The following is a 19,016-nucleotide window of genomic DNA, read 5'->3' as shown; positions in this document are numbered from 1 at the left end:
ACTCGCCTGTGGATAACTGACAGCGATATGTCAGGGCTTACGGCCTTTGAGTGCCAGAGTGCCAGGGAATTGACAGGTTTCAGGGGCTGCGGAGAACCCGCCGGGGCGGTAGAGGGCCGCCCGGGTGGGCCGCTTCGACACCGCTCAGCCCGGGAGGATCTCCCGCAGCAGGCCGGTCTGCACATCGAAGACGAAGCCGCGTACGTCGTCGGTGTGGAGCAGGAACGGGTTGGTCCGCACCCGCTGCATGGACTGCCGTACGTCCTGGGCGACGTCCCGGAAGGACTCCACCGCCCACGCCGGGCGCTGGCCGACCTCCAGCTCCAGCTCGGTGCGGAAGTCCTCGGTGAGGGACTCGAGGCCACAGCCGGTGTGGTGGATGAGCACCACGCTGCGGGTGCCGAGCTTGCGCTGGCTGATGGTGAGGGAGCGGATCACGTCGTCGGTGACCACACCGCCCGCGTTGCGGATCGTGTGGCAGTCGCCCAGTGCCAGGCCGAGCGCGTCGTGCAGGTCGAGTCGGGCGTCCATGCAGGCCACGACGGCGACACGGAGAACGGGACGGGCGTCCATCCCGGGGTCGGTGAACGCGGCGGCGTACCGCTCGTTCGCTTCGACGAGACGGTCGGTGACGGTGCCGTCGGATATGGCGCCTTCGGGTCCGGTGGGAACAGCTGCGGAGGTCGTCATAACGAAGACGGTACTGGTCACGGCCGCTGAGGGCCCTTTGTGAGAGAGGACAAAGAACATCATTGAGGCTTGTTGTGAGGTAACCCACAGGAGTGGCGAGATTGCGCAAGATCAAACCCGTACGGGTGATTTCTTCCCGCTCAGGTGTTCGTTTCCGGGAAGGCGTCGCGACGCGCAAGCCGGTTGATTGACCGCGAAGGGCCGTGGACTAAAGTGACGCGGAGCGGGAGGCGAGGCCTCCTGCTGGACTGAAATCCCCAGGAGACCCGGTGACAGCCCGGCATCTCCCCGCGTGCGCGGCGCGTACGTGCGGCTCGCGCAGGATCCTTGAGAGGGCCCCTTGAGCAACAGCCGCCACGTCCCCGTCATGCTCCAGCAGTGCCTGGACATGCTGGCCCCGGCCCTCACGGAGCCCGGAGCCGTCGTGGTCGACTGCACGCTCGGCCTCGGCGGCCACAGCGAGGCGCTCCTCACCCGGTTCCCCGAGGCACGTCTCGTCGCCCTCGACCGCGACAAGGAGGCGCTGCGCCTGTCCGGGGAGCGGCTCGCCCCCTTCGGTGAGCGCGCCACGCTGGTGCACGCCGTCTACGACGAACTCCCCGACGTGCTCGACCGCCTGGGCCTCCCGCGCGTCCAGGGCGTCCTGTTCGACCTCGGCGTCTCCTCCATGCAACTCGACGAGGCCGACCGCGGTTTCGCGTACGCCCGAGACGCCCCCCTCGACATGCGCATGGACCAGACGACCGGCATCAGGGCGGCCGAGGTCCTCAACACCTACCCGGCGGGAGAACTCGTCCGGATCCTCAGGGCGTACGGCGAGGAGAAGCAGGCCAAGCGGATCGTGTCCGCGATCGTGCGCGAACGCGAGAAGGAGCCCTTCAGCAACAGCGCGCGGCTCGTCGAACTGATCCGTGACTCCCTGCCGCAGGCGGCCAAGCGCACCGGCGGCAACCCCGCCAAGCGCACCTTCCAGGCGCTGCGCATCGAGGTCAACGGTGAACTCGCCGTCCTGGAGCGGGCGATCCCCGCCGCGGTGAAGGCTCTCGCGGTCGGCGGCCGGATCGCCGTGCTGTCGTACCACTCGCTCGAAGACCGCCTCGTCAAGCAGGTGTTCGCGGCGGGCGCCGCCACCACCGCGCCCCCCGGACTGCCCGTCGTCCCCGAGCGCTACCAGCCGCGGCTCAAGCTCCTCACCCGCGGTGCCGAACTTCCCACCGAGGAAGAGGTCGCCGAGAACCGGCGCGCGGCCCCCGCTCGGCTGCGCGGGGCGGAGCGCATCCGGGAGGAGTGGGACAAGGAGTGAGTCCGAAAAGCGAACTCGCCGGGAGGGTGCGTGAGTAGGAAACCCGAACTGAGGGGTCGGGCCGCTCGTCTCGCACGGCTCCTGCCCGTCGGCCGGGGCCGCGCCGCCCGCACCCCGTTCGTCCTCCTTGTCGTCCTTCTTCTGGGCGGCGGCCTCATCAGCCTCCTCGTACTGAACTCCGCGCTCAGCGAAGGGTCGTTCAAGCTCGACGACCTCCAGGACGACGTGAAGAGCTACACCGACGAGGAACAGGCGCTCCAGCGGGACGTGGACGCCTACTCCGCCCCCGAGGCCCTTCAGCGCCGCGCCCGCGAGCTGGGTATGGTGCCCGGCGGCGACCCGGCCTTCCTGAACCCCGACGGCAGCGTCAAGGGAGTTCCCGGGCCCGCCACGGCGACTCCGGCCGTCGCGAGCATGCCCCTCGTCCTCTCCCCCGAGGTGCTCTACCCCGGGCCGGCCGAGTACCCGACCCCCACACCGACCCCCACGCTGCCGGAATACCCGACGCCTACGCCGACGCTGCCGGACCCGCAGGCCCTCACCCCCACACCCACCAGCCCGTACGCACAGTCCACCCCGCTCTCGACGAACCCCGGCAGGTGACGGAAGTGGTCGATTCAGGCAGGCAGCCGCCCCGCCGCCGGGTACCCGGACCCGCCAGGCCCGTACGCCCTGGCAACCAGCAGCGCCGCCCGGGCCCCGGCGCCCGCCCCGTCGCGCAACGCCGCCCGGGCACCCCCCGGCAGCCGCCCCAGCGCATCCGCCTGGGCAGCCCCCGCCCTCGCCTGCGCATGGTGAGCCTCGCACTGACCCTGGTGATGATCGCCTTCGTCGTACGGCTGCTCCAGGTGCAGGCCGTCGACGCGAGCGAGTACGCCGCCAAGGCCGACCAGAACCGGTACGTCGGCCGCGTCCTGGCCGCCGAGCGCGGCGGGATCACCGACCGCAACGGCGTCGCCCTGGCGATCAGCACCGACGCCAACGACATCACCGCCGACCCGACGATGTTCACGCGCAAGCAGCTGAAGATCGACGACGGGCCCGAGCAGGCAGCCGCGCTCCTCGCGCCGATCCTGGACGCGGACCAGGAGACGATCGCCCAGAAGCTGCGCACCGAGAACACCCGCTACGTGCTGCTGGCCCGCCGCCAGACCCCCCAGGTCTGGAACCAGATCAGCGACCTGAAGTCCGCGCTCGTCGAGAAGGCCCGGGACGACAAGAGCACGGTCAATGTCCTGGCGGGCGTCTTCCAGGAACCCAGCAGCCAGCGCGTGTACCCCAACGGCGATCTCGCCGCCGGGCTGCTGGGCTGGGTCAACGCCGAGGGCAAGGGCGGCGGCGGCATCGAACAGCAGCTGAACAAGCAGTTGGCCGGCAAGAACGGCAAGATCCGCTACGCCCAGTCCGGCGGCCGTCTGGTGCCCACCGCGGGCTCCACCGAGACCCCCGCCGTGGCCGGCTCCGACGTCGAGCTGACCATCGACCGCGACATCCAGTGGGCCGCGCAGAACGCCATCGCCGAGCAGGTGGAGAAGTCCCGGGCGGACCGCGGCTACGTGATAGTGCAGGACACCCGGACCGGCGAGATCCTCGCCATGGCCAACTCGCCCGGCTTCGACCCCAACGACCTCACACGGGCGAACCCGGACGCCCTGGGCAACGCGGCCCTCCAGGACGCCTACGAGCCCGGCTCCACCGCCAAGGTCATGTCGATGGCCGCCGTACTGGAGGAGGACGTCGCCACGCCCGAAACGCACGTCACCGTGCCCAACCGGCTGCACCGCGGCGACCGGCTCTTCAAGGACGACATCAACCACCCGACCTGGTATCTGACGCTCAACGGCGTGCTCGCCAAGTCCAGCAACATCGGCACCATCCTCGCCACCGGCGAGCTCGGCAGGACGCAGCAGGAGTCCAACCGGATCCTCCACTCGTACCTGCGCAAGTTCGGCATCGGCGGCTACACGGGAATCGGCTTCCCCGGCGAGACCAAGGGCATCCTCGCCGCGCCCGGCGACTGGTCGACCTCACAGCAGTACACGATTCCCTTCGGGCAGGGCTTCTCCATCAACGCCATGCAGGCGGCGTCCGTCTTCTCGACGATCGCCAACGGCGGCGTACGCGTGGAGCCCACGCTCGTACGCGGCACCAAAGGACCGGACGGGCGCTTCACCCCCGCCGAGAAGCCCAAGAAGACACGGGTCGTGAGCGAGAAGACGGCGAAGACCCTCGCCCGGATGCTGGAGTCCGTCGTGGACGACGAAGAGGGCACCGGCACCAAGGCGCGCATCCCCGGCTACCGGGTCGCGGGCAAGACGGGTACGGCCAACCGCGTGGATCCGGCCACCGGCAGGTACAGCGGTTACACCTCGTCGTTCGCCGGATTCGCGCCCGCGGACAACCCGAGGATCACCGTCTACTGCGCGATCCAGAACGCCACCCAGGGCAACTACTTCGGCGGCCAGATCTGTGGGCCCATCTACAAGGAGGTCATGGAGTTCGCCCTGAAGACCCTCCAGGTTCCACCCACCGGCGCGAAGCCCGCGAACCTGCCCGTCACCTTCAGTCCCTGACCCACGTCCCGACCCACGTCCGGACCCGCCTCCTGCCCGCCTCCTGATCCACCCGCTGATCAGCGCAACCCGCCAGGAACCGACTCGTGACCATGATCACTCCCGACTCCGGGAACCACGCACTCCCGGCCCGCTCGCACAAACCCTCGCCCACCCGTCACCCACCACCACCCTTGCCGGACCGCGCTTCGCGCGGGCTCCCTTTTAGCTCCGGCAGGGGTGCGCCCGGTACGCTCACGGCCGTGCCACACGCTGATCAGTCCCAAACCACCCAGAAGGGCGTTCCTGTGACATATCCGGGACCGCCCAGGCCGGCCCAGGTCTCCGCCACACCCCTCGCGGAGCTCGCCGACCAGGCAGGTGCCGAGCAGTCGGGGAGCGCCGCGGAGGTCACGGGCATCACCCACGACTCGCGCGCCGTCCGCCCGGGCGACCTGTACGCCGCCCTGCCCGGTGCCCGACTGCACGGCGCCGACTTCGTGACCCAGGCGGCCGGCCTCGGCGCCGTCGCCGTCCTCACCGACCCGAGCGGGGCCGAGCGTGCCGCCGCCACCGGGCTCCCGGTCCTCGTCGTCGACGACCCGCGCGCGCGGATGGGAGAGCTGGCGGCCACGATCTACGGCCGCCCGGGCCGCGACCTGCTGCAGATCGGCATCACCGGCACCTCCGGCAAGACCACCACCGCCTACCTCGTCGAGGGCGGCCTGAAGACGGTGCGTTCCACCGGCCTCATCGGCACGGTCGAGATGCGCATCGGTGACGAGCGCATCAAGTCCGAGCGGACCACCCCCGAGGCCACCGATCTCCAGGCCCTGTTCGCGGTCATGCGCGAGCGCGGTGTCGACTCGGTCGTCATGGAGGTCTCCAGCCACGCCCTGGTCCTCGGCCGGGTCGACGGCTGCGTGTTCGACGTCGCCGTCTTCAACAACCTCAGCCCGGAGCACATGGAGTTCCACTCCGACATGGAGGACTACTTCCAGGCGAAGGCACAGCTGTTCACGCCGAAACGCAGCAGACTCGGCGTAGTCAACTTTGACGACGAGTACGGTCGCAGGCTCATCAAGGAGGCCTCCGTTCCGGTCGTCACCTTCTCCGCCGAGGGCCACCCCGACGCCGACTGGCGCACCGAGGACGTCCAGGTCGGGCCGATGGACTCGACGTTCACCGTGATCGGCCCGAAGGAGGAGCGGATCACCGCGAAGTCGCCGCTCCCCGGCCCCTTCAACGTGGCCAACGCCCTCGCGGCGATCGTCGCGCTGGCCACCGCCGGGCTCGACCCGCAGACCGCCGCCGACGGCGTCGCCGCCGTACCGGGTGTGCCGGGCCGCCTGGAGCGTGTGGACGCCGGGCAGCCGTACCTCGCGGTCGTCGACTACGCGCACAAGACGGACGCCGTCGAGTCGGTCCTCAGGGCGCTGCGCAAGGTCACCGAGGGCAGGCTGCACGTCGTGCTCGGCTGCGGCGGGGACCGGGACAGGACCAAACGCTCGCCGATGGGCGCCGCGATGGCCCGGCTCGCCGACACCGCCGTACTGACCTCGGACAACCCCCGCTCCGAGGACCCCCTCGCCATTCTGGCGACCATGCTCCGGGGCGCGGCGTCCGTGCCGGCGCACGAACGCGGTGAGGTCGTCCTCTTCGAGGACCGGGCCGCCGCGATCGCCGCGGCCGTGGCCCGTGCACAGCCGGGCGACACCGTGCTGGTCGCGGGCAAGGGCCACGAGCAGGGCCAGGACATCGCCGGCGTGGTCCGTCCCTTCGACGACCGCCAGGTGCTTCGCGAAGCTATCCAGCAGACCCAGGGATGAACTTGTGATCGCCCTCTCTCTCGCCGAGATCGCAGAAGTCGTCGGCGGGCAGACGCACGACATACCGGATCCGTCGGTCCAGGTCACCGGACCGGTCGTCCGGGACTCCCGTGAGGTGGAGCCCGGCAGCCTCTTCGTCGCCTTCGTGGGCGAGCGCGTGGACGGCCACGACTTCGCGGCCGCGGTCGTCGAGGCGGGCGCGGCGGCGCTGCTGGCGTCCCGTCCCGTCGGCGTGCCCGCGATCGTCGTGGACGACGTCCAGGCGGCCCTCGGCGCCCTCGCCCGCCACGTCGTCCAGAAGCTCGGCACGACCCTCGTGGCCCTCACCGGGTCCGCGGGCAAGACCAGCACCAAGGACCTCGTCGCGCAGGTCCTTCAGCGCAAGGCGCCGACCGTGTGGACGCCCGGCTCCCTCAACAACGAGATCGGGCTGCCCCTCACGGCGCTCAGCGCCACCGAGGAAACCCGTTTCCTCGTCCTGGAGATGGGCGCCCGTGGCATCGGCCACATCCGTTACCTCGCCGACCTGACCCCGCCGAAGATCGGCCTGGTGCTCAACGTCGGCACCGCCCACATCGGCGAGTTCGGGGGCCGGGAGCAGATCGCGCAGGCCAAGGGCGAGTTGGTCGAGGCACTTCCGGAAGACGGCGCCGCGATCCTCAATGCCGACGACCCCCTCGTACGCGCCATGGCGTCCCGTACGAAGGCGAAGGTGGTCCTCTTCGGCGAGTCCGGCGAAGCGGACGTACGTGCCGAGAACGTGACGCTCACGGACGCCGGACAGCCTGTGTTCAGGCTTCACACACCCTCCGGTGCAAGTGATGTGACCATGCGCCTGTACGGTGAGCACCACGTGTCGAACGCGCTCGCCGCGGCCGCCGTCGCCCATGAGCTGGGCATGTCCGCGGAAGAGATCGCCACCGCGCTCTCCGAGGCGGGCTCCCTCTCCCGCTGGCGTATGGAGGTCACCGAGCGCCCGGACGGCGTGACGGTCGTCAACGACGCCTACAACGCGAACCCCGAGTCCATGCGGGCCGCTTTGCGCGCGCTGGCAGCCATGGGCAAGGGGCGGCGGACGTGGGCGGTGCTCGGCAAGATGGCCGAGCTCGGGGACGAATCGCTCGCCGAGCACGACGCGGTCGGACGGCTCGCCGTCCGGCTCAATGTCGGCAAGCTCGTCGCGGTCGGGGGCAGGGAAGCGTCCTGGCTGCAACTGGGCGCATATAACGAGGGTTCGTGGGGTGAGGAGTCGGTGCACGTGTCCGACGCACAGGCGGCGGTCGACCTGTTGCGCAGTCAGTTGCGCCCGGGAGACGTCGTACTCGTGAAGGCGTCCCGGTCGGTCGGGCTCGAGAGCGTGGCGCAGGCGCTGCTCGACAGCGGCATCGAGGGTGAGGTTGCCGCCCGATGATGAAGCAGATCCTGTTCGCAGGAGTCATTGGCCTCTTCCTGACGCTGGTCGGCACCCCGCTGCTGATCAAGCTGCTCGCCCGCAAGGGCTACGGCCAGTACATCCGTGACGACGGCCCGCGCGAGCACGCCAGCAAGCGCGGTACGCCGACCATGGGCGGTATCGCCTTCATCCTGGCGACGATCGCCGCATACTTCCTGTCCAAGCTGATCACCGGCTACACGCCGACCTTCTCCGGTCTGCTGGTGCTCGGCCTGATGGGCGGCATGGGCCTCGTCGGCTTCCTCGACGACTACATCAAGATCGTCAAGCGTCGTTCGCTCGGTCTGCGGGCCAAGGCGAAGATGGCCGGTCAGCTGATCGTCGGCATCGCCTTCGCGGTCCTCGCGCTGCAGTTCCCGGACGTCCGCGACCAGACGCCGGCCTCCACCAAGCTCTCCTTCGTGCAGGACTTCGGATGGACGATCGGCCCCGTGCTGTTCGTGATCTGGGCCCTGTTCATGATCCTCGCCATGTCGAACGGCGTGAACCTGACCGACGGTCTCGACGGCCTCGCCACCGGCGCCTCGGTCCTCGTCTTCGGCGCGTACACCTTCATCGGCGTCTGGCAGTTCCAGGAGTCCTGCGCCAACACGCAGACCCTGACCAACCCGGCCGCCTGCTACGAGGTACGAGATCCCCTCGACCTGGCGATCGTGGCCTCCGCGCTGATGGGTGCCTGCCTCGGCTTCCTGTGGTGGAACACCTCGCCGGCGAAGATCTTCATGGGGGACACCGGTTCGCTGGCCCTCGGCGGTGCGCTCGCGGGTCTCGCGATCTGCTCCCGGACCGAGCTGCTGCTGGCCATCCTGGGCGGTCTGTTCGTCCTCATCACCATGTCGGTCGTGATCCAGGTCGGCTCGTTCCGCCTCACCGGCAAGCGCGTCTTCCGCATGGCACCACTCCAGCACCACTTCGAACTCAAGGGCTGGTCCGAGGTCCTTGTCGTGGTCCGCTTCTGGATCATCCAGGGAATCTGTGTGATTGTCGGATTGGGTCTCTTCTACGCGGGATGGGCGGCCGAGAAGTGACGTCCTGGGACGGCATGCACATCACCGTCGCCGGCCTCGGCGTGAGCGGCGTCAGCGCCGCCCGCGCCCTGGCCGGCCTCGGCGCGTCGGTCACCGTCGTCGACGGCGGCGACTCCGAGGCGCTACGGGAGCGCGCCGCCTCCCTGGAAGGCATCGACGTACGGCTCGGGGACGCGGAGACGCTCCCCGAGGGCACCGAGCTGGTCGTCACCTCGCCCGGCTGGAAGCCCACTTCGCCGCTTTTCGCCGCCGCCGCCGAGGCGGGCGTCGACGTGGTCGGCGACGTGGAGATCGCCTGGCGCCTGCGCGGACCCGACGCGCCGCCCTGGCTCGCCGTCACGGGCACCAACGGCAAGACCACCACCACGCAGATGCTCGCCTCGATCCTGCGCGCCGCGGGGCTGCGCACGATGGCGGTGGGCAACATCGGCACACCGATCATCGACATCGTCCTGGGCGAGGAGCGGTACGACGTCCTGGCCGTCGAGCTCTCCAGCTACCAGCTCCACTGGGCGCCCTCCCTGCGCGCCCACTCCGCCGCCGTCCTCAACCTCGCCCCCGACCACCTCGACTGGCACGGCTCCATGGAGGCGTACGCCAGGGACAAGGGCCGTATCTACGAGGGCAATCGCGTCGCCTGCGTCTACAACGTGGATGCCACCGACAAACCGTCCACCGAGGACCTGGTGCGCGAGGCGGACGTAGAGGAGGGCTGCCGGGCCATCGGCTTCACCCTCGGCACCCCTGGGCCGTCCCAACTCGGCGTGGTCGAGGGCATCCTGGTCGACCGCGCCTTCGTCGAGAACCGGCAGAAGAACGCCCAGGAGCTCGCCGAGGTCTCCGACGTCAACCCGCCGGCCCCGCACAACATCGCCAACGCCCTCGCGGCCGCCGCCCTCGCCCGGGCCTTCGGGGTGCCCGCCAAGGCCGTACGGGACGGTCTGCGGGCCTTCCGGCCGGACGCGCACCGCATCGAGCACGTGGCCGACATCGACGGCGTCGCGTACGTCGACGACTCCAAGGCGACCAACACCCACGCCGCGGAAGCCTCGTTGGCGGCGTACGAGTCGATCGTGTGGATCGCGGGCGGGCTCGCCAAGGGCGCGACCTTCGACGAACTCGTCACCAGGTCGGCGAAGCGGCTTCGGGGCGTCGTCCTGATCGGCGCGGATCGCGCGCTGATCCGCGAAGCGCTGGCGCGACACGCGCCCGAGGTGCCCCTCGTCGACCTCGACCGGACCGACACTGGGGCGATGCTCGCGGCTGTCCGCGAGGCACGGGCGCTCTCCAAGCAGGGGGACACCGTTCTGCTGGCGCCGGCCTGCGCTTCGATGGACATGTTCGTCAACTACAACAAACGCGGGGACGCGTTCGCGGATGCCGTTCGTGAACTTGCCTCGGAGGACGGCTGAGCCCGGCCCGCCTTGCCCGGCGGCTGTACCGGGCGGACTTGGGAGGGAACGCCCGTGACACGGATGTGGTTGCTGCCTCGTCGGCGGCTTTCCGCCGGTGGCACAGCGGTGGAGGCCGCTGATGGCCAGTAGCCGTACCGGCCGTCCCCCCGTCCAGCGCCTCACCAGACGGCCGCCCCTTCCCAGACCGCCGCGGGAGAACCCCGTGCGGAGGTTTCACGCGCGTGCGCGCAAGGCCTGGGACCGGCCGCTGACCGCGTACTACCTGATCCTCGGCGGCAGTCTGCTGATCACCGTGCTGGGGCTCGTGATGGTGTACTCGGCCTCGCAGATCAAGGCACTGCAGATGTCGCTGCCGGGGACCTTCTTCTTCCGCAAGCAGTTCCTCGCCGCCGCGATCGGCACCGCGGTGCTGCTCCTGGCCTCGCGGATGCCGGTGAAGCTGCACCGGGCGCTGGCGTATCCGATCCTGGCCGGCTGTGTCTTCCTGATGGCCCTGGTGCAGGTGCCCGGGATAGGGCAGTCGATCAACGGCAACCAGAACTGGATCGCCATCGGCGGCTCGTTCCAGGTCCAGCCCAGCGAGTTCGGCAAGCTGGCGCTCGTGCTGTGGGGAGCCGACCTGCTCGCCCGCAAGGAGGACAAGCGGCTGCTGACCCAGTGGAAGCACATGCTGGTGCCGCTCGTCCCGGTGGCATTCATGCTCCTCGGGCTGATCATGCTCGGCGGCGACATGGGCACCGCGATCATTCTCACGGCGATCCTGTTCGGCCTGCTGTGGCTGGCCGGGGCACCGACGCGCATGTTCGTGGGCGTGCTGTCCATCGCGGGGCTCATCGGCTTCGTCCTCATCCGGACCAGCGAGAACCGTATGGCACGCCTGGCCTGCATCGGCGCGACGGAACCCCGCTCGGGCGTCGACTGCTGGCAGGCCGTGCACGGCATCTACGCCCTCGCCTCGGGCGGAATCTTCGGCTCCGGGCTCGGTGCCAGTGTGGAAAAATGGGGCCAACTCCCGGAACCGCACACCGACTTCATCTTCGCCGTCACCGGTGAGGAACTGGGCCTCGCGGGGACGCTGTCGGTGCTCGCCCTCTTCGCGGCTCTAGGCTATGCGGGTATCCGCGTGGCCGGACGCACGGAGGACCCCTTCGTGAGGTATGCCGCGGGAGGCGTGACCACCTGGATCACCGCGCAGGCGGTGATCAACATCGGTGCGGTGCTCGGCCTGCTGCCGATCGCCGGTGTCCCGCTCCCGCTGTTCTCCTACGGAGGTTCCGCCCTGCTGCCGACCATGTTCGCCATCGGGTTGCTGATCGCCTTCGCACGCGACGAGCCCGCTGCGCGGGCGGCGCTTGCGATGCGGCAACCCCGCTTTGGTAGAAAGCGGGGCGGCGGCCCTTCGGGGCCCGGGAGATGGAACACGATGCGACGGCGTGCCTCGGTGGCACGTACGTCCGGAGAGCGGTGAATTTCGGTGCATGTCGTCCTCGCCGGTGGCGGAACCGCCGGTCACATCGAGCCCGCGCTCGCCCTCGCGGACGCGCTGCGCAGGCAGGACCCGACCGTGGGCATCACGGCCCTGGGCACGGAACGAGGCCTGGAGACACGCCTCGTCCCCGAGCGCGGCTACGAGCTCGCGCTGATCCCCGCCGTACCCCTGCCACGCAAGCCCACCCCCGAGCTGATCACCGTGCCCGGCCGGCTGCGCGGCACGATCAAGGCGACCGAGCAGATCCTGGAGCGCACCAAGGCCGACTGCGTCGTCGGCTTCGGTGGCTACGTCGCCCTGCCCGGCTACCTGGCCGCCAAGCGCCTCGGCGTCCCGATCGTCGTCCACGAGGCCAACGCTCGCCCGGGCCTCGCCAACAAGATCGGCTCCCGGTACGCAGCCAAGGTCGCCGTCTCCACCCCGGACAGCAAGCTCCGCGACTCCCGCTACATCGGCATCCCGCTGCGCCGCGCCATCGCCACCCTCGACCGGGCCGCCGCCCGCCCCGAGGCCCGCGCGATGTTCGGCCTCGACCCGAACCTGCCGACCCTGCTGGTCTCCGGCGGCTCGCAGGGCGCCCGCCGCCTCAACGAGGTCATCCAGCAGGTCGCGCCCTACCTCCAGCAGGCCGGGATCCAGATCCTGCACGCGGTCGGCCCGAAGAACGAACTGCCGCAGGTACACCAGATGCCGGGAATGCCCCCGTACATCCCGGTACCGTACGTGGACCGGATGGACCTCGCGTACGCCGCGGCCGACATGATGCTCTGCCGCGCGGGTGCGATGACCGTCGCCGAACTCTCCGCCGTCGGGCTCCCCGCCGCCTACGTCCCGCTGCCCATCGGCAACGGCGAGCAGCGGCTCAACGCCCAGCCGGTGGTCAAGGCCGGCGGCGGACTGCTGGTCGACGACGCGGAACTGACCCCCCAGTGGGTCCAGCAGAACGTCCTGCCCGTCCTCGCCGACCCGCACCGGCTGTACGAGATGTCCCGCGCCGCCAGCGAGTTCGGCCGCCGGGACGCCGACGACCTGCTCGTCGGGATGGTGTACGAGGCGATCGCCTCGCACCGCCGTTAGGACCATGTGACGGAGGGCAGGGAGCGTGGCCGGACCGACCACCGCCGAACGCGGAGCGGACGAGGATCTGGATTCCGGCCCGCTCCGCAGGAGGCGGCTTCGCGCCCCTCGTGCGCTGATCGCCCTCGCCACGGCCCTGGCGCTGCTCGCCGGGGCCGTGGTGTGGGCCCTGTACGGCTCGTCGTGGCTGCGGGCCGAGCGCGTCTCCGTGTCCGGGACGCGGGTGCTGACCGAGGCCCAGGTGCGCGAGGCGGCCGAGGTGTCGCTGGGCGAGCCGCTGATTTCCGTCGACCTCGACGCCATCGAGTCGCGACTGCTCAAGAAATTGCCCCGAATTGACTCGGTTGAGGTCATCCGTTCCTGGCCTCGAGGAATCGGGCTGAAAGTGAGTGAGCGCACTCCGGTTCTGATTGTCGAAGACGCGAAGAATTCGGGCAAGTACGTCGAAGTAGACGCGAAAGGCATGCGTTTCGCCACGGTTTCGCGCGCCCCGGAGGGTGTTCCCCTCCTGGAATTGACGCCGGCCCGGTCGGGTTCGTCCGCCGCCAGTCTGCGGCGATTCGGCGAGAGCCGGCTCGTACGGGAGGCGGTGCGCGTCGCCGGTGCCATTCCGGCCGCGGTCGCGCGCGACACCCTTGTCGTCAAGGTTCGTTCGTACGACTCCATCTCGCTGGAGTTGACCGGGGGCCGCACCGTCGCGTGGGGAAGCGCGGAGAAGGGTCGCGCGAAGGTCCGCGCGCTCACCGCCCTGATGAAAGCCGCCCCCGACGCGGGCCACTTCGACGTCAGCGTTCCCATCGCCCCCGCGTCATCGGCGAGTTGACGCACATCCGCGCAGGCCAGCACCCTGGTTGGGCAGCGCTATGGCTGATCACATAGGGTGAAAAGAAAAACGGGAGGTTCGGCGTGTTCGTTGAACGTGCGCCACTTGTCGACTTAGTGTCCTGTTCGGAAGAGTCCAAGGAACAGTCACACTGGTAACCCTAAACTTCAGCGTTAGGGTTCGGGTCGGCGTTCGGACCGTCCCACTTCGGCATCAGTCGTCGGATCGCGGGTCCCTCGCGAGGCGGCGACACGTAACTCGAGGCGAGAGGCCTTCGACGTGGCAGCACCGCAGAACTACCTCGCAGTCATCAAAGTCATCGGTGTCGGCGGCGGTGGTGTCAATGCCATCAACCGGATGATCGAGGTCGGTCTCAAGGGCGTCGAGTTCATCGCCATCAACACCGACGCGCAGGCGCTGTTGATGAGCGACGCCGACGTCAAGCTCGACGTCGGCCGCGAACTCACCCGCGGACTAGGCGCCGGCGCCAATCCGGCGGTCGGTCGCAAAGCCGCCGAGGACCACCGGGAGGAGATCGAAGAGGTCCTCAAGGGGGCCGACATGGTCTTCGTGACGGCCGGTGAAGGCGGCGGCACCGGCACCGGCGGTGCGCCCGTCGTGGCCAACATCGCCCGCTCCCTCGGCGCCCTCACCATCGGCGTGGTCACCCGCCCGTTCACCTTCGAGGGACGGCGCCGCGCCAACCAGGCCGAGGACGGCATCGCCGAACTCCGCGAAGAGGTCGACACCCTCATCGTCATCCCGAACGACCGGCTGCTGTCCATCTCGGACCGCCAGGTCTCGGTCCTCGACGCCTTCAAGTCCGCCGACCAGGTCCTGCTCTCCGGTGTCCAGGGCATCACCGACCTCATCACCACGCCCGGTCTGATCAACCTTGACTTCGCCGACGTCAAGTCCGTGATGTCCGAGGCCGGTTCGGCTCTCATGGGCATCGGTTCGGCCCGCGGCGACGACCGCGCGGTGGCCGCCGCCGAGATGGCGATCTCCTCGCCGCTCCTGGAGGCGTCCATCGACGGCGCCCGCGGTGTGCTGCTCTCCATCTCCGGCGGCTCGGACCTCGGTCTGTTCGAGATCAACGAGGCCGCCCAGCTGGTGAGCGAGGCCGCGCACCCCGAGGCCAACATCATCTTCGGCGCCGTCATCGACGACGCCCTCGGCGACGAGGTCCGGGTCACGGTCATCGCGGCCGGCTTCGACGGCGGCCAGCCCCCGGCCAAGCGGGACAACATCCTCGGCTCCGCCGCGGCCAAGCGCGAGGAGCCCGCGCCGGTACGGCCCGCCGAGACCCGCCCGTCCTTCGGCTCGCTCGGCAGCGTCAAGCCGAAGGAGGAGCCGGCGCCCGCCCCGGAGCCGGTGAACGACGTTCCGGTCTCCCCGCCCGTCCCGCCGTCCCGGTCCTACACGGACAGCGCGGCGGAGGAGCTGGACGTGCCGGACTTCCTCAAGTGATAGGGCAGCGCGAGAGCGAGAGCGGCGCGCACTTCGCCTTCACCGACCGGTGGGGCGGGGTGAGCGCCGCTCCGTATGAGGAGCTCAATCTCGGCGCGGCGGTCGGGGACGACGCCGATGCCGTGACGACGAACCGGGAGCTGGCGGCCAAGGCGCTGGGCCTGGAGCCGGACCGGGTCGTCTTCATGAATCAGGTGCACGGCGCGGACGTGGCGGTGGTCGACGGGCCGTCGGGCTCGTCCGGCATTCCGTCCGTCGACGCGATCGTCACCACCCGGCGGGGTCTCGGGCTCGCCGTTCTCACCGCCGACTGTGTGCCTGTCCTGCTGGCCGACCCCGTCGCCGGGGTCGCGGCCGCCGCTCACGCGGGCCGGCCCGGGATGGTCGCCGGGGTCGTCCCCGCCGCCGTGCGAACCATGGTCGAACTCGGCGCCGACCCCGTTCGGATCGTCGCCCGCACCGGACCCACCGTCTGCGGCCGTTGCTACGAGGTGCCCGAAGCGATGCGCGGCGACGTGGCCGCCGTCGAGCCGACGGCGTACGCCGAGACCAGTTGGGGCACGCCCTCCGTCGATGTGTGCGCCGGAGTGCACGCACAACTGGAGCGCCTCGGAGTGCACGACCGGGAGCAGTCGCCGGTGTGCACGCTGGAGTCGCGTGACCACTTCTCGTACCGCCGCGACCGCACCACAGGGCGACTCGCGGGATTTGTCTGGCTGGACTGATGGACATGACGGACCGTAAGACGCAACTCGCCGCGAATCTGGCGAAGGTGGAGGACCGTATCGCGGCGGCCTGCGCGGCCGCCGGGCGCAAGCGCGACGAGGTGACCCTGATCGTGGTCACCAAGACCTATCCCGCGAGCGATGTGCGGATCCTGTCGGAACTCGGAGTGCGTCATGTCGCCGAGAACAAGGACCAGGACGCCGCCCCCAAAGCGGCGGAATGCTCGGATCTGCCCCTTGTGTGGCACTTCGTGGGGCAGTTGCAGACCAACAAGGTCCGTTCTGTGGTGCGTTACGCGGATGTCGTACAGTCCGTCGATCGTTCCAGGCTCGTCACGGCTCTGTCGAAGGAGGCGGCCCGGGTCGGGCGCGAGGTGGGATGCCTCATCCAGGTCGCGCTCGACGCCGAGGAGAGCGCGCGGGGGGAGCGCGGAGGTGTCGGACCGGGTGGAATCGAAGAGTTGGCCGACCTCGTGGCGGGCTCCCCGGGACTCCGGCTCGATGGTCTGATGACCGTAGCGCCGCTGGCCGGAGCGTACGCGGGACGCCAACGGGCGGCGTTCGAGCGGTTGATGGATTTGTCGACCCACCTGCGCCGAGCCCATCCGGCTGCGAACATGGTCTCCGCAGGGATGAGTGCGGACCTCGAGGAGGCCGTGGCGGTCGGGGCGACACATGTACGCGTCGGCACTGCGGTACTCGGAGTCCGTCCCAGGCTCGGGTAACGTCGCCAAGAAGTCGGACCACAGCAGAAAATATGGTCATTCCGTCGAAGGGCGGGCGCAACGACCTCGTGGATCGCGGGCACTTGGGAAGTCGTCAGTCGATCCACCACAGAGCGGAGGACTCAGAGCATGGCCGGCGCGATGCGCAAGATGGCGGTCTACCTCGGCCTCGTGGAGGACGATGGGTACGACGGCAGGGGATTCGACCCCGATGACGACTTCGAGCCCGAGCTCGACCCGGAGCCTGAGCGGGACCACCGGCGCCGCGAGCCGGTACACCAGGCGCACCAGTCACATCAGTCCCAAAGGGATGAATCGGTGCGAGTGGTGCAGCCCCCGGTACAGCGCGAACCTGTGTCGCATTCCACTTCGCTCCCCGCGGAATCGGTGCGACCCGCCCGGATCGCGCCCGTGGCGTCCATCACACAAGAACGTTCGAGCCTGGAGAAGAACGCGCCGGTGATCATGCCCAAGGTTGTGTCCGAACGAGAGCCTTACCGGATCACCACGTTGCACCCGCGGACCTACAACGAGGCCCGTACCATCGGGGAACACTTCCGTGAGGGCACCCCGGTGATCATGAATCTGACTGAGATGGACGACACAGATGCGAAGCGACTTGTCGACTTTGCTGCCGGTTTGGTGTTTGGTCTTCACGGCAGCATCGAGCGGGTGACGCAGAAGGTGTTCCTGTTGTCGCCTGCTAACGTCGATGTCACGGCGGAGGACAAGGCCCGCATCGCAGAGGGCGGGTTCTTCAACCAGAGCTGAGACGCACCACCGGAACGAACGGCACGAAATGGGAAACAGGGGAGAGGGAAGCACAGGTCATGAGCGTGGTTCTGGATGTCATCTACATCGCGCTGATGTGCTTCCTCATCGTGCTCATCTTCCGGTTGGTCATGGACTATGTCTTCCAGTTCGCCCGCTCATGGCAACCCGGCAAGGCGATGGTGGTCGTTCTTGAGGCCACCTACACTGTCACTGATCCACCGCTCAAGCTTCTGCGGCGGTTCATTCCGCCGCTGCGTCTCGGGGGCGTGGCGCTCGACCTGTCCTTCTTCGTACTGATGATCATCGTCTACATCCTGATCGCGATCGTTGGTCGGCTGTGATGAGCGATGTGACCTACGTCTTGCCGAATGCCGACGACTACGTTGAGGTGAAGAGATGCCGTTGACCCCCGAGGACGTGCGGAACAAGCAGTTCACGACCGTCCGCCTCCGAGAAGGCTATGACGAGGACGAGGTCGATGCCTTCCTCGATGAGGTCGAAGCCGAACTGACGCGCCTGCTCCGCGAGAACGAGGACCTGCGCGCCAAACTGGCCGCGGCCACGCGCGCCGCTGCCCAGAACCAGCAGAACATGCGCAAGCCCCCGGAGCCGCAGGACCAGCAGCAGGGCGGCATGCAGCAAGGCGGTATGCAGCAAGGCGGTATGCAGCAGGGCGGCATGCCGCAGCAGGGCATGCGAGGTCCCGGCGCTCCCGTACCCGCCGGCATATCGGGCCCGCCGCAGCAGATGGGGGGCCCCATGGGTGGCCCGCCCCAGCTGCCGAGCGGTGCGCCGCAGCTGCCCGCCGGCCCCGGTGGCCAGGGCGGACAGCAGGGTCCCGGCCCGATGGGTCAGGGGCCGATGGGCCAGGGCCCGATGGGTCAGGGCCAGATGCAGCCGCAGATGGGCCAGGGCCAGATGGGCCAGGGTCCCATGGGTGGCCAGCCTCCCATGCAGCAGCAGATGGGTGGCCCGATGGGCGGCCCCATGGGCGGTCCGATGGGCGGCCCCGGTCAGGGCCCCGGCGGCGACAGCGCCGCGCGTGTGCTCTCGCTGGCCCAGCAGACCGCCGACCAGGCGATCGCCGAGGCCCGTTCCGAGGCCAACAAGATCGTCGGTGAGGCCCGTAGCCGCGCCGAGGGTCTGGAGCGCGACGCCCGTGCCAAGGCCGACGCCCTGGAGCGGGACGCGCAGGAGAAGCACCGCGTCGCGATGGGCTCCCTGGAGTCCGCTCGCGCCACGCTGGAGCGCAAGGTCGAGGACCTGCGCGGCTTCGAGCGCGAGTACCGTACGCGGCTGAAGTCCTACCTGGAGAGCCAGCTGCGTCAGCTGGAGACCCAGGCCGACGACTCGCTCGCTCCGCCGCGCACCCCGGCGACCGCGTCGCTGCCGCCGTCCCCGGCGCCCTCCATGGCTCCGGCCGGTGCCAGCGCCCCGTCCTACGGTGGCAACCCGGGCGGTATGGGTGGAGGCATGGGTGGTGCTCCGGCGCCGGCCGCGCCCTCCTACGGCGGTCAGCAGCAGATGTCCCCGGCCATGACCCAGCCGATGGCTCCGGTCCGGCCCCAGGGGCCGTCGCCGATGGGGCAGGCGCCCTCGCCGATGCGTGGGTTCCTCATCGACGAGGACGACAACTGACACATACTGGTACGCGGTAGGCGTC

At 69.6% G+C, this 19,016-nt stretch carries 17 protein-coding genes; 16 read left to right on the top strand and 1 reads right to left on the bottom strand.

The genetic code is table 11. The features are described 5' to 3' along the window. Positions 1–144: 144 nt before the first annotated feature. Positions 145–690: a beta-class carbonic anhydrase gene (locus tag CES90_RS02470; RefSeq protein ID WP_229913679.1), complete on the bottom strand. Its 546-nt coding sequence runs from the start codon at positions 688–690 to the stop codon at positions 145–147. Positions 691–1,030: 340 nt separating this feature from the next. Between CES90_RS02470 and rsmH the strand changes: the two genes are divergently transcribed. The 16 genes from rsmH to CES90_RS02390 all read left to right on the top strand — a co-directional run bounded on the left by rsmH (position 1,031) and on the right by CES90_RS02390 (position 18,991). After that, a complete protein-coding gene (rsmH, locus tag CES90_RS02465; RefSeq protein ID WP_189781702.1) occupies positions 1,031–1,993 on the top strand; it encodes a 16S rRNA (cytosine(1402)-N(4))-methyltransferase RsmH in 963 nt (320 codons plus the stop codon). 30 nt (positions 1,994–2,023) lie between these two features. Then, complete coding sequence (locus CES90_RS02460) at positions 2,024–2,596, top strand: hypothetical protein (protein ID WP_189781703.1); 573 nt, start codon at positions 2,024–2,026, stop codon at positions 2,594–2,596. Between the two features lie 188 nt (positions 2,597–2,784). Further along, on the top strand, positions 2,785–4,566 hold the full coding sequence (locus CES90_RS02455) for a peptidoglycan D,D-transpeptidase FtsI family protein (RefSeq protein ID WP_269801993.1): 1,782 nt from the start codon (positions 2,785–2,787) through the stop codon (positions 4,564–4,566). Between the two features lie 86 nt (positions 4,567–4,652). Further along, a complete protein-coding gene (locus CES90_RS02450) occupies positions 4,653–6,374 on the top strand; it encodes a UDP-N-acetylmuramoyl-L-alanyl-D-glutamate--2,6-diaminopimelate ligase (RefSeq protein WP_373313288.1) in 1,722 nt (573 codons plus the stop codon). Positions 6,375–6,378: 4 nt separating this feature from the next. Beyond that, positions 6,379–7,785, top strand: a complete 1,407-nt coding sequence (locus CES90_RS02445; RefSeq protein WP_189781705.1) for a UDP-N-acetylmuramoyl-tripeptide--D-alanyl-D-alanine ligase — start codon at positions 6,379–6,381, stop codon at positions 7,783–7,785. Further along, positions 7,782–8,855: a phospho-N-acetylmuramoyl-pentapeptide-transferase gene (mraY, locus tag CES90_RS02440; RefSeq protein ID WP_189781706.1), complete on the top strand. Its 1,074-nt coding sequence runs from the start codon at positions 7,782–7,784 to the stop codon at positions 8,853–8,855. Before CES90_RS02445 ends, mraY begins: the two co-directional genes overlap by 4 nt. Further along, positions 8,837–10,267: a UDP-N-acetylmuramoyl-L-alanine--D-glutamate ligase gene (gene murD / locus CES90_RS02435; protein ID WP_229913680.1), complete on the top strand. Its 1,431-nt coding sequence runs from the start codon at positions 8,837–8,839 to the stop codon at positions 10,265–10,267. The genes mraY and murD overlap by 19 nt, the downstream gene beginning before the upstream one ends. A gap of 121 nt (positions 10,268–10,388) precedes the next feature. Continuing rightward, complete coding sequence (gene ftsW / locus CES90_RS02430) at positions 10,389–11,738, top strand: putative lipid II flippase FtsW (RefSeq protein WP_189781707.1); 1,350 nt, start codon at positions 10,389–10,391, stop codon at positions 11,736–11,738. Between the two features lie 6 nt (positions 11,739–11,744). Next, entirely contained in the window at positions 11,745–12,836 is a 1,092-nt protein-coding gene (gene murG, locus CES90_RS02425) for an undecaprenyldiphospho-muramoylpentapeptide beta-N-acetylglucosaminyltransferase (protein WP_189781708.1), read from the top strand. 25 nt (positions 12,837–12,861) lie between these two features. Then, positions 12,862–13,659 carry a cell division protein FtsQ/DivIB gene (locus CES90_RS02420; protein WP_189781709.1) on the top strand — a complete coding sequence of 266 codons (798 nt, stop codon included), beginning with the start codon at positions 12,862–12,864 and terminating at the stop codon, positions 13,657–13,659. 279 nt (positions 13,660–13,938) lie between these two features. Then, positions 13,939–15,129 carry a cell division protein FtsZ gene (gene ftsZ, locus CES90_RS02415; RefSeq protein ID WP_189781710.1) on the top strand — a complete coding sequence of 397 codons (1,191 nt, stop codon included), beginning with the start codon at positions 13,939–13,941 and terminating at the stop codon, positions 15,127–15,129. After that, complete coding sequence (pgeF, locus tag CES90_RS02410) at positions 15,126–15,854, top strand: peptidoglycan editing factor PgeF (protein ID WP_189781711.1); 729 nt, start codon at positions 15,126–15,128, stop codon at positions 15,852–15,854. The genes ftsZ and pgeF overlap by 4 nt, the downstream gene beginning before the upstream one ends. A gap of 5 nt (positions 15,855–15,859) precedes the next feature. Then, positions 15,860–16,579, top strand: coding sequence for a YggS family pyridoxal phosphate-dependent enzyme (locus tag CES90_RS02405; RefSeq protein ID WP_189781712.1), 720 nt, complete (start codon positions 15,860–15,862; stop codon positions 16,577–16,579). Positions 16,580–16,708: 129 nt separating this feature from the next. Then, entirely contained in the window at positions 16,709–17,350 is a 642-nt protein-coding gene (locus tag CES90_RS02400) for a cell division protein SepF (RefSeq protein ID WP_189781713.1), read from the top strand. Positions 17,351–17,409: 59 nt separating this feature from the next. Beyond that, complete coding sequence (locus tag CES90_RS02395; protein ID WP_149822657.1) at positions 17,410–17,694, top strand: YggT family protein; 285 nt, start codon at positions 17,410–17,412, stop codon at positions 17,692–17,694. Between the two features lie 55 nt (positions 17,695–17,749). After that, the gene (locus CES90_RS02390; RefSeq protein ID WP_189781714.1) at positions 17,750–18,991 is read left to right on the top strand and encodes a DivIVA domain-containing protein; all 1,242 of its coding nucleotides are present in this window, start codon (positions 17,750–17,752) and stop codon (positions 18,989–18,991) included. Positions 18,992–19,016 lie beyond the last annotated feature (25 nt).

The organism is Streptomyces capitiformicae (assembly GCF_002214185.1).
GTDB lineage: Bacteria > Actinomycetota > Actinomycetes > Streptomycetales > Streptomycetaceae > Streptomyces > Streptomyces capitiformicae.
The sequence above is the reverse complement of the archived record's forward strand: the minus strand, read 5'-3'. Positions and strand labels throughout refer to the sequence as shown.

What these genes read in the sequence shown, in the direction of transcription:
- CES90_RS02390 (WP_189781714.1), top strand. Translation starts at nt 17,750, where the DNA reads ATGCCGTTGACCCCCGAGGACGTGCGGAACAAGCAGTTCACGACCGTC.
- mraY (WP_189781706.1), top strand. Translation starts at nt 7,782, where the DNA reads ATGATGAAGCAGATCCTGTTCGCAGGAGTCATTGGCCTCTTCCTGACG.
- CES90_RS02455 (WP_269801993.1), top strand. Translation starts at nt 2,785, where the DNA reads ATGGTGAGCCTCGCACTGACCCTGGTGATGATCGCCTTCGTCGTACGG.
- CES90_RS02395 (WP_149822657.1), top strand. Translation starts at nt 17,410, where the DNA reads ATGAGCGTGGTTCTGGATGTCATCTACATCGCGCTGATGTGCTTCCTC.
- CES90_RS02405 (WP_189781712.1), top strand. Translation starts at nt 15,860, where the DNA reads ATGACGGACCGTAAGACGCAACTCGCCGCGAATCTGGCGAAGGTGGAG.
- murD (WP_229913680.1), top strand. Translation starts at nt 8,837, where the DNA reads ATGGGCGGCCGAGAAGTGACGTCCTGGGACGGCATGCACATCACCGTC.
- ftsW (WP_189781707.1), top strand. Translation starts at nt 10,389, where the DNA reads ATGGCCAGTAGCCGTACCGGCCGTCCCCCCGTCCAGCGCCTCACCAGA.
- CES90_RS02470 (WP_229913679.1), bottom strand. Translation starts at nt 690, where the DNA reads ATGACGACCTCCGCAGCTGTTCCCACCGGACCCGAAGGCGCCATATCC.
- CES90_RS02400 (WP_189781713.1), top strand. Translation starts at nt 16,709, where the DNA reads ATGGCCGGCGCGATGCGCAAGATGGCGGTCTACCTCGGCCTCGTGGAG.